The organism is Corynebacterium sp. NML 150383 (genome assembly GCF_002285085.1).
In the GTDB taxonomy this organism is placed as follows: Bacteria; Actinomycetota; Actinomycetes; order Mycobacteriales; family Mycobacteriaceae; genus Corynebacterium; species Corynebacterium gottingense.
The window spans coordinates 1-12,710 of record NZ_NSGK01000010.1; the positions used below are offsets into that span (position 1 = coordinate 1).

Genomic DNA, 12,710 nt, shown 5'->3' on the forward strand with positions numbered 1-12,710 from the left:
CGCGTGGCAGGCCGAGTCCGGTGAGGTCCTCGAGGGTCATGCCAGCGGCCGCCGCGACAAGTTGCATGCCGCGGCGGTCGATGGATACGAGGTCTGCCAGTGCGTTCATGGCAGCCACGTTACCGGCTCTGAGCTGGGGAAACAATGGGTTGTGAGGATTCACCCATTTTCGGCCCGGGGGGAACCGCGGGCCGGTTTGGTGCGTCTAAATAGGGTTGGGGGTTTGCGTGTTCGCCAGTGGCGAACACGGGATGGATTGGGGCTGTGGCGCGTTAGAGTAGGTGAAAACTCACGACAAGAAGGGGCACACCATGTTCGAGAGGTTTACGGACCGAGCACGGCGCGTGATCGTGCTGGCGCAGGAAGAAGCGCGCGAGCTCAACCACAATTACATGGGCACGGAGCACATCCTGCTCGGCCTGATTAAGGAAGGCGAGGGCGTCGCCGCGAAGGCGCTCGAGCAAATGGGCATCAATCTCGACGACGTGCGCCGCGAGGTCATCGAGATTATCGGCCACGGCTCGCAGCCCGTCTCCGGGCACATCCCGTTTACGCCGCGCGCCAAGAAGGTACTCGAGCTGTCGCTGCGCGAGGGCCTCCAGATGGGCCACAAGTACATCGGCACCGAGTTCCTGCTGCTCGGCTTGATCCGCGAGGGCGATGGCGTCGCCGCGCAGGTCTTGACCAAGCTCGGGGCAGACTTGCCGACGGTGCGCCAAACCGTCATCCAGCTGCTCTCCGGCTACGAGGGCGACAACCAGAACCCCGAGATGCCGCAGGCGGGCCCCGGCCCGGTCGCATCCGGTCCCGGCCCGCGCGGCGGCAACCAGCAGGGCGAGCGCTCCAACTCGCTGGTGCTGGACCAGTTTGGCCGCAACCTCACCGCGGCCGCCAAGGAAGGCAAGTTGGACCCGGTGGTTGGCCGCGACAAGGAGATCGAGCGCATCATGCAGGTGCTCTCCCGCCGTACGAAGAACAACCCGGTGCTCATCGGCGAGCCCGGCGTGGGTAAGACGGCCGTGGTGGAGGGTCTGGCGCTGGACATTGCTAACGGCAAGGTCCCGGAGACGCTGAAGGACAAGCAGGTCTACTCGCTCGACCTCGGCTCGCTGGTGGCGGGTTCGCGCTACCGCGGTGACTTCGAGGAGCGCCTGAAGAAGGTGCTCAAAGAGATCAACCAGCGCGGTGACATCATCCTGTTCATCGACGAGATCCACACGCTCGTCGGCGCCGGTGCCGCCGAGGGCGCGATCGACGCGGCGTCGCTGCTCAAGCCGAAGCTGGCGCGCGGCGAGCTGCAGACCATCGGCGCGACCACGCTGGATGAGTACCGCAAACACATCGAGAAGGACGCCGCGCTGGAGCGCCGCTTCCAGCCGGTGCAGGTGGACGAGCCGAGCCTCGAGGACACCGTGAAGATCCTCAAGGGCCTGCGCGACCGCTACGAGGCGCACCACCGCGTGTCCTACACCGACGACGCGCTCAAGGCTGCTGCGAACCTGTCGGATCGCTACATCAACGACCGCTTCCTGCCGGACAAGGCCGTCGACCTGCTTGACGAGGCCGGCGCCCGCATGCGCATCAAGCGCATGACCGCGCCCGAGGAGCTGCGCGAGGTGGACGACCGCATCGCGGAGGTCCGCAAGCAAAAGGAAGCGGCGATCGACGCCCAGGACTTTGAGAAGGCTGCCGGCCTGCGCGACACGGAGCGCAAGCTGGGCGAGGAGCGCGCGGAGAAGGAAAAGAAGTGGCGCTCCGACGACCTCGAGGACATCGCCGAGGTGGGCGAGGACCAGATCGCGGACGTGCTCGCGCACTGGACCGGCATCCCCGTGTTCAAGCTCACCGAGTCTGAGTCCTCGCGCCTGCTGCACATGGAGGCCGAGCTGCACAAGCGCATCATCGGCCAGGACGAGGCGGTCAAGGCCGTCTCGCGCTCCATCCGCCGCACCCGCGCGGGCCTGAAGGACCCGAAGCGCCCGTCCGGTTCGTTCATCTTCGCCGGCCCGTCCGGTGTGGGTAAGACGGAGCTGTCGAAGGCGCTGGCCGAGTTTCTCTTCGGCGACGACGATTCGCTGATCCAGGTGGACATGGGCGAGTTCCACGACCGCTTCACCGCGTCGCGCCTGTTCGGTGCGCCTCCGGGATACGTCGGTTACGAGGAGGGCGGCCAGCTTACGGAGAAGGTGCGTCGCAAGCCGTTTAGCGTCGTGCTGTTCGACGAGATCGAGAAGGCGCACAAGGAGATCTACAACACGCTCCTGCAGGTGCTCGAGGAGGGCCACGTCACCGACGGCCAGGGCCGCGTCGTGGACTTCAAGAACACCGTGCTCATCTTCACGTCCAACCTTGGTACCGGCGACATTTCGAAGCCGGTCGGCCTCGGCTTCACCGGCAACACCGCCACCGACGCCGACGCGCAGTACGACCGCATGAAGCACAAGGTCAACGACGAGCTGAAGAAGCACTTCCGCCCCGAGTTCCTCAACCGCATCGACGAGATCGTGGTCTTCCGCCAGCTCTCGCAGGATGAGATCGTGCAGATGGTCGACCTGCTCATCAGCCGCGTCGACCTCAACCTCGCTGCGCAGGACATGGGCATCGAGCTTACCGACGCTGCGAAGAACCTCCTGGCCAAGCGCGGTTTCGACCCCGTCCTGGGCGCCCGTCCGCTGCGCCGCACCATTCAGCGCGAGGTCGAGGACGTGCTGTCCGAGAAGATCCTGTTCGGCGAGATCGGTGCCGGCGAGATCATCACCGTCGACGTCGACGGCGATGTCGAGGGGGACGAGAAGAACGCGAAGTTCACCTTCACGCCGTGCCCGCGCCCGCTGCCGGCGGAGACCTTCGACGGCGCCGAGACCACCGAGACTGCCGAGGACGAGCCCGCCGATGAGGTTCGCGAGATTGACCCGTCCCGCGAGCAGCCGGAGTCTGAGGCGTCGCGCTTCCCCGATGAGTCGGGCGAGCACGGCACTGACGGCACTGACGGCACTGACGGCACCGAAGGAACCGACGGCAGCTCCGACGGCCGCGGCCCCGAGCCGGTCTAAGCCGGGCTAAGCCAGTCCGCGCAGGCTCGGCGCCAGCACGGAGCCGACGCCTGCAAGGACCGCGAGTACCGCCAAAATCGACGTCACCGCAACGCGGGTGGCGTCGATTTTTTTCGGCGGCATGTAGTCGGCGAGCCACGCCAGGGCGTCGCCGGCGTTGAGCACGATCGGGGCGGCGTGGCCCGCGACCGGAATGTTGGAGATGGGGTAGGAGCTCAATCGGGTGAGGGCGTCGGCGTCGTCGAAAGGCGCGAGCGAGCTGCCGGAGGACAGCGGCGCCGTCTTCGTGCCCGGGACCGACAGGAGGCGGTACTCCACGTCGGAGCCGAGCGCCTCGTAGTCGCGCGCCAGCTGCGTGGCTTGCTGCTCGGCAACGAGGTCGTCGTCCGGGTTGGTCATCACCATGATCGGCGCGCTGACGGGGACGGTGCCGAGTTTGTTGTGGTTGAGAGTGCGGATGAAGCGCTCGTCGGTGAGCACGAGCTCGGTGAGCGTCTCGCCGCCCTCGAACAGGTCGCCGTGGGGGATCGGCGGGTCGGTGATGCAGGACTTCTCCAGCGCGGCGAACCAGCGGCGGCCCTCGTCGGTGAGGTGCTCCTCGAGCGCCTCGCGGAAGTCGGGGTAGGTCGACGCGTAGCTGATCGTGGAGTAGCCCACGACGGTTTCGAGCATCCCGGTGCTGCCCTGCTCCATCACGGCCAGCGGGTCGGCGGGCGGTGCGCCGGCGAAGGTGGCGCGCACGTCGAGCTCGGGCGCGTAGTCGGCGACCAGCTCGGCGGCCGCGGCGGAGGCGCCCCCGCCCTGGGAGTAGCCCCAAAACGCGATGGCTTCGTCGTCGTGGGCGGTGGCGCGGGCGGCGTCGATAAGCGCGTGGCCCTGCTCGATCCGGTTGAGGTACGTGTGGGTGCCGGGGGTGCCGAGGCCGATGTAGTCGGTGACCACGACGCGGTAGCCGGCGTCGATGAGCGTGCCCACGATGGGCGCCTCGTAGTTGATGCCGATCGAGCCGTCCTTGATGGACGAGAGCATCGCCTCGCCCGCCGACGGCGCGCAGTGATCCGCCATGCCGCGCGTGCCGGGGGCGACGGCGATGAGGCCGCGCGCGTTGGGTGTGTCGTAGAGCGCGCCGGAGACTTCGACGGTCTCGCCGGCCTCGTTCTGGGTGGTGTAGCGGATGCGCTGGCCGTCGCTGGCCGGCACGTCGGCGGTGCTCAGGAGTGTTCCGGGCGGTTCGCTTATCGACGCCCCCGCCACCGGACTCCCCGCGCACACCAGCGCCACCGCCGCGGCCGGAACGATGAATGTAGTGGTCTTCACCAGGCTGATGCTAGGCCAACATGAGCAGGCTGGCAGCCATTAACCCCATTCCGCCCATCATCCAGTAGACGGACGTGTGGTGGTGGCCGGTCTGGATCGCGCTGGGCATCAGCTTGTCGATGCTAATAAACACCATGATCCCCGCCACGGCGGCGTACGACAGCCCCATCGTCTGCGGGCCCATGAACGGGGCGATGAGCGCGAAGCCGACGAGCGCGCCGAGCGGCTCCGCCAGGCCGGACAGGGTGGCCCAGCCGGCGGCGCGCCACCGGTTGCCGGTCCCGCGCGACAGGGGCACGGCAACGGCGACGCCCTCCGGGATGTTGTGCAGCGCGATGGCGATGGCGATCGGGACGGCGAGAACGGGGTCGGTGTAGGCGGCCATGAAGGTGGCGAAGCCCTCGGGGAAGTTGTGCAGCGCGATGGCGATGGCGGTGAGCACGCCCGCGCGGCGCAGCGCGCCGGTCGCGCCCGACGTCTCCGGCTCGTGCGGGTTGATGTCGTCGGGCACGAGCCGGTCGATCACCGCGATGAGGGCCACGCCCGCGAAGAACGCCGCGATCGCGGTCCAGCCGCTGCGCAGCGAGTCCATCGCCTCCGGCAGCAGCTCCACGAGCGAGATGTAGACCATGACGCCTGCGGAGAACCCGAGCGAGCCCGCGAGGAAGCGGTCGCCGATGTTTCCTTTCAGCGCGACGATGACGCCGCCGAGGCCCGTGGACAGGCCGGCGAGCATCGAGATGGCGAAGGCGGTTGCGAACATGGCTCGAATATAGCGCTACCGCGGCAGGCGGAAGCGACCGTCCTCGTCCTGCACCGCGAGCCCGTCGTCGAGCAGCGAGAAGAGGGCGCGGTGGGTTTGTGCGGGGTGGTGCCACGTGGCGTCGATAAGCGACTGCTCCACGGGCTCGGTCGATTCGCGCAGCAGGCGCATGATTTTGCCGCGCACCTGGCGGTCGGTGCCCGCGAACTTCTGCGAGCGCGGCTTCTCCGCGGCCGGCGGCTTCCCGGCGGCGAGCCACGCGCAATCGACGACGGGGCATTCGCCGCAGCGCGGGTCACGGGCGGTGCACACGAGCGCCCCGAGCTCCATGAGCGCGACCGACAGCCGCGGCCCGTGCGGGATCTCGGTGAGCTCGCGCTTCGATGGCTTCGCGGTCGCCTCGCCGCGCACCGCCCGGGCGTGCACGCGCCGCACGTTCGTGTCCACCACCGGCACGTCGCGCCCGTACGCGAAGTTGGCCACGGCGCCCGCGGTGTAGTCGCCGATGCCGGGCAGCGCGAGCAGCGCGTCTACGTCCGCCGGCACGTCGCCGCCATGCTTATCGACGATCACCCGCGCGCACTCCAGCAACCGCAGCGCCCGCCGCGGGTACCCCAGGTTGCCCCAGGCGCGCAGCACCTCGTCCGCCCCCGCCTGCGCGAAGGCGTGCGGGGTGGGCCAGCGCGCGATCCACTCCTGCCAGATCGGGGCGACGCGGTCGACCTGGGTCTGGTGGCTCATGACCTCGGAAAGCAGCACGCCCCAGGCGGTGGTTCCGGGGGCGCGCCACGGCAGGTTGCGCGCGTTGGCCTCGTACCAGGCGATTAAATGTTCATATTGCTTCGATTCATCCACGATGAGTGACAGAATAGGCACATGACTCAACAAACGACAGCCACCCCATCCACTCCGACCGACGTCTGGGCCGCGCTCAAGGAGGGCAACGAGCGCTTCGCCACCGACGAGACGCTGGCGCCGAACCGCGACACGGCCCGCCGCCAGTCGCTCACCGCGGGCCAGAACCCGGTCGCGGCCGTCATCGCCTGCTCCGACTCGCGCGTGCCGGTCGAGCTGCTGCTCGACGCCGGCTTCGGCGACGTCTTTGTCATCCGCAACGCGGGCGGTTGCATCGACTCCTCCGTCGCCGGCTCCGTTGACTTCGCGGTGCAGGACCTCGGCGTCTCGCTGGTCCTGTTCCTGTCGCACGAGCGCTGCGGCGCGGTCGGCGCCGCGATCCAGGGCGTGAACAGTGCGAAGCTACCCACCGGCCTGACCCGCGTGTTCGTGGAGAAGATCGCTCCCTCCGTGTTGACGGCGCAGGCGGACGGCCCCGTGGATTCGTCGGAAATCGAGCGTACCCACGCGCGCGTCACCGCAACGCACCTCCTCGACCGGATCCCGTCGCTGCGCAAGGGCATTGACGACGGCACCGTGGGCCTGGTCGGCGCGCGCTACCGCCTGGAGGATGGCCGCGTCGAGACCGTGTACGAGAACTTCGGTGGCTAAGGTAAAGGCATGACTTACCAGCGCCCCACCGACCAGCGCCGACCAGCCCAGCGCCCGCCGAAGCGTCCGCTTCCGCCCGAGATCTACATGCGACGCCGCGTGGTCGTCCTCGTGGCGCTCCTGGTCCTCGTCGGGCTGATCGTGTGGGGCCTGTCCGCGGTGGCGCGCTCCGGCGGCGATGGCGCCGACACGGCGAGCAGCTCGGTCGAGGCGACCGCCAGCCCGAGCCCCAGCGAGGAGAAGCCGAAGGCGGAGCCGACCGAGACCGTCGTCGGTGAAGAATCCGGCACGAGCGCTGCCAGCTCTGCCAGCGAGACAGCGTCTTCCGAGCCGAGCGTCGCAGCCGCGCCCGCGAACCCGGGCGAGTGCTCGCTGAAGGACTTGCAGATCACGGCGACGACGAACCAGCCGTCCTACCCGGCGGGTACGGAGCCGGTGCTGTACATGGAGGTGCGCAACCCCACCGACGTGGACTGCAACATCAACCTCGACGAGGCGAAGCTGCGCTTCGAGGTGTACGCGATGGGCACCAACGAGCGCGTCTGGGCGGACACGGATTGCTACGAGCCCGCCGTCGGCGGGATGCAGACGTTCGCTCCGGGCGCGACCCGCGGGTTCGAGGCGCGCTGGTCCGCCACCGGGTCCGCGCCGGAGGCGTGCGAGAACCGCCAGCCGGTGCCGGCCGGGTCCTACTTCCTGCACGCCGTGATCGGCGATAACGCCTCCGACCCGGCGCCGTTTAACATCACTTAGCGGGTGAGACGGCGGCGATCGCCTCGCCGAGCGTGGACACCCGCGTGATGTCCATGCCGGGCGCGTCCGCGTCGCCGCCGGCGGGCACGATAGCGTGCTCGTAGCCCAGCCGCGCCGCCTCCTGCAGGCGCCGCTGCAGGCTGGGGACGCGGCGCAGCTCGCCGGCGAGCCCGACCTCGCCGATCACCACCGTCTTCGGTGGCAGGGGAGTCTCGTGCAGGCTCGACCAGGTGGCCAGCGCCACGGCCAGGTCGGTGGCGGTCTCGGTGATGCGCACACCGCCGACGGTGGCCACGTAGGCGTCCTTGTCGTTCGTGCGCTGCCCGCAGCGCGCCTGCAGGACCGCGAGCACCATGGGCACCCGGTTGAAGTCCAGGCCGGTGACGACGCGCCGCGGGTTCTTGTTCACGGGGTCGACGGTCAGCGCTTGGACCTCGGCGAGCATGGGGCGCACGCCGTCCATCGCCACCGTCACCGCGGATCCGTCGGGCGTCTTCCCCCGGTGCGAGAGGAACAAGCCGGACGGGTCCGGCACCTCCCGGATGCCGTCGGCGGTCTGCTCGAAGCAGCCGACCTCATCGGTTGCCCCGAACCGGTTCTTGATGCCGCGCAGCATGCGCAGCGTGGAGTGGCGGTCGCCCTCAAAGTTCAGCACCACGTCCACCAGGTGCTCCAGCACGCGCGGGCCGGCGACGTTGCCGTCCTTGGTCACGTGCCCCACCAGCAGCACGGGCAGGTTGGTCCGCTTTGCCAGGCTGGTCAGCGCGGCCGTCACCGCGCGCGACTGCGCCACCCCGCCCGCGACGCCTTCGACGCCGCTGGCCTGCATGGTTTGCACGGAGTCGACGATGAGCAGCGACGGCTTCACCTGCTCGACGTGCCCGAACACTACGTCCAGGTTGGATTCCGCCGCTAGGTAGAGGCTGTCGTGCAGGGCCCCGGTGCGCTCGGCGCGCCCCCGCACCTGGCCGGCCGATTCCTCGGCGGTGACGTACAGCGTGTTGCGCCCCTGGGCGGCCCAGCGCGACGCGACCTCCAGCAGGAGCGTGGATTTGCCCACGCCCGGCTCGCCGGCCATGAGGACCACGGAGCCGGGGACGACGCCGCTGCCCAGCACCCGGTCGAGCTCGGTGATGCCGGAGGCGATGGTGTGGGTCGACGTGGCGTCGATAAGCGTGATGGGCTCCGCTGAAGACGTGGGCGTCAGCGCGGAGCTGGTGGCGACGGGTGTTTGTTCCTGCAGGGTCCCCCACGACCCGCACTCGGGGCAGCGCCCGAGCCACTTCGGTGCAGTGTATCCACACTCGGTGCAGGTGTGGACGCTGCGCGGTTTTTTAGCGATCTGCCTCGCGCTCCACCTGGCCGGACTCCAGCAGCGGCGCGGACACGGTCGCGTCCACGGTCACGGAGCCGCTGTCAAAGTCGAACTCGACCGGCACGGTGCCGCCGTACGCGAAGTCGTCGTTGGCCACGGTGGTGGGCACGTACTGGATGCACGCGTCGTCGGACTGCGGCACGTTGGCCAGGCTCTCGGCGGCGTCAGCGACGAGCACGCAGTTGTACCCGATCGGCTCCGCGCCCTGGACGTTCGCCGGCGTGCCGTTGACCTTCACGGACCGCAGGGTGTGGTCCTTCATCGCGGTGTCCTGGTTGGTGGCGGTGAACTTCACCGCGGCCTGGCCGTTTTCCTGCAGGATGACGGTGGCGTCCTGGACGGAAACCTCCCGGTTGTCGGTGAAGGCGGTAGCGCCGTCGACGGCGGCGACCTGGTCGGAGGTCTGGGTGATCTGACCGGCGGAGCAGCCGGACAGTGCCAATGCGGACGCGGCCACCAGAGCGGCAACCGGCTTCAGGGACTTCACGTGGGTGTCCTCCATCGTAATAGTGCGCGTAGATTTCTCCGCCTTACCTTAGTCCCAGCTGTCCTAGTTTTCCCAGTTTCCCGGGCTGCCCCAGGGGAGCTGGGGCATCCGGGGGTAAACTTTCGGATCCTTTCACGGGCGCTTGCTTGACTACGCTCCGCGCCCCCTCCGCGAAGCAAAACACCCGAAAGCTACGGTGGTAGGGTTGGTCAACGATGTCTGAAGGAGCTGCCATGGAATTCAAGGTCGGAGAAGTTGTGGTCTACCCGCACCACGGCGCGGCGAAGATCGCCGATATTGAACAGCGCGAGATCGGCGGGGAGAAGCTGGATTACCTCGTGCTGCAAATCCTCCAATCCGACCTGGAGGTCCGCGTGCCCGTGAAGAACACCGAGCTGGTCGGTGTGCGCGACGTGGTCAACGAGGAAGGCCTGCAGAAGGTCTTCTCCGTCCTGCGCGAGGAGGACGTGGAGGAGGCCGGCAACTGGTCCCGCCGCTACAAGGCGAACCAGGAGCGCCTCGCCTCGGGCGACATTAATAAGGTGGCGGAGGTTGTGCGCGACCTTTGGCGTCGTGACCAGGGCAAGGGCTTGTCCGCGGGCGAAAAGCGCATGCTGGGCAAGGCGCGCCACATCCTGGTCGGCGAGCTCGCGCTGGCTGAGCCGGTGGATGAGAAGAAGGTCGCGGAGCTGGAGCAGGGCATCCAGAAGATCATTGACGAGCAGGTCAAGGCCGGCATCTCCTTCGCCCCGGAGCCGGAGGATGCCGAGGAGGACGACCTGGATTACGGGGACCTGTCCTTCGACGACGAGAAGTAGCGCCGTGTCGCGCCGGGTCGTCGCGGTCGTCGCGGCCGCGGGTCAGGGCACGCGCCTGGGGGCGGCGGTGCCGAAAGCGTACGTGCCGCTGCGCGGCCGCAGCCTGCTCGAGCGCTCCGTCACCGCGCTGGAGACCGCCGAGATCGTCGACGCAATCTACGTTGTGGTCAGCCCGTCGATGGAGGACGTGGCCAGGCGCGCGCTGCGCGGCCACGAGGTGCGCTTTGTCCACGGCGGCGCAGAGCGCGCCGACTCCATCTTCGCTGCGCTGCGGGCCATTCCGCTTGACGACGCCTGCGTGCTCGTCCACGACGCCGCCCGCGCCCTCACCCCGCCGGGGATGATCGCGCGCGTGGCGCGCCGCGTGCTGGACGGCGCGGACGCGGTCGTCCCGGTCCTCCCGGTCGCGGACACGATCAAGGAGGTCGACGCCGCCGGCGCCGTGGTCGCCACCCCGGACCGTTCGCGGCTGCGCGCCGTGCAGACGCCGCAGGGCTTTGACCTGCGCGTACTCCGCGCGGCCAACGAGGCCTACTTCGGCGGCACCCAGTCCTTTGTGGCTACTGACGACGCCTCGCTGATGGAATGGTTCGGCGCGGACGTCGTCACCGTGCAGGGCGACCCGATGGCGTTCAAGATCACCACCCCGATCGATCTGCGCCTGGCCACGAGCATCACCGACGAGGCCGAGCCCACCGTCTTTGAGATTCCGGGCGACTCGCCGTCGCCCCGGTAAGGTGGCGGGCATGACACACCAGATGACCAAGCTGCGCGTGGGCAACGCGTTCGACGCCCACCAGATCCAAGAGGGCAAGCCGTGCTGGATCGCGGGAATCCTGCACGAGGGGGTCGACGGCTGCGAAGGGCACTCCGACGGCGACGTGGTCGCGCACGCGATCGTGGACGCGGTGCTCTCGGCCGCGGGCCTGGGGGACTTGGGTTCCTTCGTGGGCGTGGGGCGCCCGGAGTACGACGGCGTGAAGGGCACCGAGCTGCTCACGGAGTTGCGCGAGTTGCTGGGGCGGGAAGGGGTGAGCGTCGTTAATGCTTCTGCCCAGCTCATCGGGCAGAGCCCGAAGATGGGCCCGGTGCGCGAGCAGGCCGAGCGGGTGCTGAGCGAGGCGCTCGGCGCGCCCGTAACCGTGTCGGCGACGACGACGGACCACATGGGCTTTACCGGCTCGGGCCAGGGGAGGGCGGCGATTGCGACGGCGCTGGTTGAACTAAGCTAGCTGGCGTGACTCAACGCATCTTCGATACCAAAACCCGCACGCTGCAAGACTTCACGCCCCTCCGCGAAGGGCACGTCTCGATCTACCTGTGTGGCGCGACTCCGCAGTCCGCGCCGCACATCGGGCACTTGCGCTCCGGTGTGGCATTTGACATCGTGCGGCGCTGGTTTGCGGCGAAGGGCATGGACGTGGCGTTCGCGCGCAACGTCACCGATATTGATGACAAGATCCTGAACAAGGCCGCCGAACACGACCGCCCCTGGTGGGAGTGGGTGTCCACCTACGAGCGCGAGTTCACCCGCGCCTACAACACGCTTGGCGTTTTGCCGCCGTCGGTGGAGCCGCGCGCCACGGGCCACGTGACCCAGATGGTGGAGTACATGCAGCGGCTCATTGACCGCGGCTTCGCCTACGCCTCCGACGGGTCCGTGTACTTCGACGTGGACGCCTGGGTCGCCGCCGACGGCTCCGATTACGGCTCGCTGTCCGGAAACCGGCCGGAGGACATGGCGCGCAGCGAGACCGGCGCCGGTAAGCGCGGCCCGCTCGATTTCGCGCTGTGGAAGGCGGCGAAGCCGGGCGAGCCGAGCTGGCCGACCCCGTGGGGCGACGGCCGCCCGGGCTGGCACCTGGAGTGCTCGGCGATGTCCACCTGGTACCTGGGCGCCGAGTTTGACATCCACGGTGGCGGGCTTGACCTGCAGTTCCCGCACCACGAGAACGAGCAGGCGCAGTCCCACGCCGCGGGCGATGGCTTCGCGCAGTTCTGGATGCACAACCACTGGGTGACCATGGCCGGCGAGAAGATGTCGAAATCGCTGGGCAACGTGCTCTCCATCGACAACATGCTCGAGTCGGTCCGCCCGGTCGAGCTACGCTACTACCTCGGTAGCGCGCACTACCGCAGCGTGCTCGAGTACTCGCCGGAGGCCCTGCAGGAAGCCGCGGCCGGGTACCGCCGCATCGAGGACTTCGTGCACCGCGCGGGCTCGCCCGAACCGTCGGCCTGGACCGCCGCGTTCGAGCAGGCGCTTAACGACGATTTCTCCGTCCCCAAAGCACTCGCCGAAATCCACAACACGGTCCGGGCTGGCAACAGCGCGCTCGCGTCCGGCGACGCCGAGCAGGCGTCCGCGCTGGCGGCGCAGGTGCGCGCGATGGCCGCCGTGTTGGGCGTTGACCCGGTGGCGTGGGACAATGCTGGCGGAAACGCAGGCGGCGACACCGACCGGACGCTCGAGGCCCTGGACACGCTTGTGCAGGCGGAGCTTCAGCGTCGGACGGAGGCGCGCGCCGCGAAGAACTGGGCGGTTGCAGACGAGGTGCGCGACCGCCTCGCCGCCGCGGGCATCGAGGTCACCGACACCGCCGACGGCCCCACCTGGCAGATCAAGGAGTAGGAGACG

12 protein-coding genes are annotated in these 12,710 nt (G+C 68.8%); 7 read left to right on the plus strand and 5 right to left on the minus strand.

Annotated elements, in window-relative coordinates; all coding sequences use genetic code 11:
* Positions 1-311: 311 nt before the first annotated feature.
* Positions 312-3,053, plus strand: coding sequence for an ATP-dependent Clp protease ATP-binding subunit (locus CKJ85_RS09560; RefSeq protein ID WP_095554181.1), 2,742 nt, complete (start codon positions 312-314; stop codon positions 3,051-3,053).
* Positions 3,054-3,059: 6 nt separating this feature from the next.
* On the opposite strand, the gene CKJ85_RS09565 is transcribed toward CKJ85_RS09560, so the two are convergent.
* From CKJ85_RS09565 to CKJ85_RS09575, 3 genes are read right to left on the minus strand one after another with little or no spacing between them, the layout of a single operon-like run.
* Positions 3,060-4,370 carry a lipase family protein gene (locus tag CKJ85_RS09565; protein ID WP_133064817.1) on the minus strand — a complete coding sequence of 437 codons (1,311 nt, stop codon included), beginning with the start codon at positions 4,368-4,370 and terminating at the stop codon, positions 3,060-3,062.
* 10 nt (positions 4,371-4,380) lie between these two features.
* A complete protein-coding gene (gene zupT, locus CKJ85_RS09570; RefSeq protein ID WP_095546711.1) occupies positions 4,381-5,133 on the minus strand; it encodes a zinc transporter ZupT in 753 nt (250 codons plus the stop codon).
* Positions 5,134-5,148: 15 nt separating this feature from the next.
* Positions 5,149-5,988 (minus strand): A/G-specific adenine glycosylase, encoded by an 840-nt coding sequence (locus CKJ85_RS09575; RefSeq protein ID WP_233127030.1) that lies wholly within the window; start codon positions 5,986-5,988, stop codon positions 5,149-5,151.
* 21 nt (positions 5,989-6,009) lie between these two features.
* On the opposite strand from CKJ85_RS09575, the gene CKJ85_RS09580 reads away from it, so the two are divergent.
* Together CKJ85_RS09580 and CKJ85_RS09585 are read left to right on the plus strand one after the other, a co-directional pair.
* Positions 6,010-6,639, plus strand: coding sequence for a carbonic anhydrase (locus CKJ85_RS09580; RefSeq protein ID WP_095546712.1), 630 nt, complete (start codon positions 6,010-6,012; stop codon positions 6,637-6,639).
* A 9-nt stretch (positions 6,640-6,648) separates the two neighbouring features.
* Entirely contained in the window at positions 6,649-7,392 is a 744-nt protein-coding gene (locus CKJ85_RS09585; protein WP_198947163.1) for a hypothetical protein, read from the plus strand.
* On the opposite strand, the gene radA is transcribed toward CKJ85_RS09585, so the two are convergent.
* The gene (gene radA / locus CKJ85_RS09590) at positions 7,385-8,734 is read right to left on the minus strand and encodes a DNA repair protein RadA (RefSeq protein WP_095554183.1); all 1,350 of its coding nucleotides are present in this window, start codon (positions 8,732-8,734) and stop codon (positions 7,385-7,387) included. The two genes, CKJ85_RS09585 and radA, sit on opposite strands and share 8 nt — an antisense overlap.
* The gene (locus CKJ85_RS09595) at positions 8,727-9,269 is read right to left on the minus strand and encodes a hypothetical protein (RefSeq protein WP_095554184.1); all 543 of its coding nucleotides are present in this window, start codon (positions 9,267-9,269) and stop codon (positions 8,727-8,729) included. The genes radA and CKJ85_RS09595 overlap by 8 nt, the downstream gene beginning before the upstream one ends.
* Positions 9,270-9,487: 218 nt before the next feature.
* Between CKJ85_RS09595 and CKJ85_RS09600 the strand changes: the two genes are divergently transcribed.
* The 4 genes from CKJ85_RS09600 to cysS are packed head-to-tail and all read left to right on the plus strand — an operon-like array spanning position 9,488 to position 12,704.
* Positions 9,488-10,072, plus strand: a complete 585-nt coding sequence (locus CKJ85_RS09600) for a CarD family transcriptional regulator (protein ID WP_095278725.1) — start codon at positions 9,488-9,490, stop codon at positions 10,070-10,072.
* Between the two features lie 4 nt (positions 10,073-10,076).
* Positions 10,077-10,808 (plus strand): 2-C-methyl-D-erythritol 4-phosphate cytidylyltransferase, encoded by a 732-nt coding sequence (ispD, locus tag CKJ85_RS09605; RefSeq protein WP_198947164.1) that lies wholly within the window; start codon positions 10,077-10,079, stop codon positions 10,806-10,808.
* Between the two features lie 10 nt (positions 10,809-10,818).
* Positions 10,819-11,304 (plus strand): 2-C-methyl-D-erythritol 2,4-cyclodiphosphate synthase, encoded by a 486-nt coding sequence (gene ispF, locus CKJ85_RS09610; RefSeq protein WP_095554186.1) that lies wholly within the window; start codon positions 10,819-10,821, stop codon positions 11,302-11,304.
* Positions 11,305-11,309: 5 nt separating this feature from the next.
* Positions 11,310-12,704, plus strand: coding sequence for a cysteine--tRNA ligase (gene cysS, locus CKJ85_RS09615; RefSeq protein ID WP_095554187.1), 1,395 nt, complete (start codon positions 11,310-11,312; stop codon positions 12,702-12,704).
* The last annotated feature ends 6 nt before the right edge of the window (positions 12,705-12,710 follow it).

Bases quoted from the DNA above. Each gene is read 5' to 3' on its own strand.
- CKJ85_RS09600 (WP_095278725.1), top strand. From the start codon at position 9,488: ATGGAATTCAAGGTCGGAGAAGTTGTGGTCTACCCGCACCACGGCGCG.
- CKJ85_RS09585 (WP_198947163.1), top strand. From the start codon at position 6,649: ATGACTTACCAGCGCCCCACCGACCAGCGCCGACCAGCCCAGCGCCCG.
- ispF (WP_095554186.1), top strand. From the start codon at position 10,819: ATGACACACCAGATGACCAAGCTGCGCGTGGGCAACGCGTTCGACGCC.
- CKJ85_RS09595 (WP_095554184.1), bottom strand. From the start codon at position 9,269: ATGGAGGACACCCACGTGAAGTCCCTGAAGCCGGTTGCCGCTCTGGTG.
- CKJ85_RS09560 (WP_095554181.1), top strand. From the start codon at position 312: ATGTTCGAGAGGTTTACGGACCGAGCACGGCGCGTGATCGTGCTGGCG.
- CKJ85_RS09580 (WP_095546712.1), top strand. From the start codon at position 6,010: ATGACTCAACAAACGACAGCCACCCCATCCACTCCGACCGACGTCTGG.
- zupT (WP_095546711.1), bottom strand. From the start codon at position 5,133: ATGTTCGCAACCGCCTTCGCCATCTCGATGCTCGCCGGCCTGTCCACG.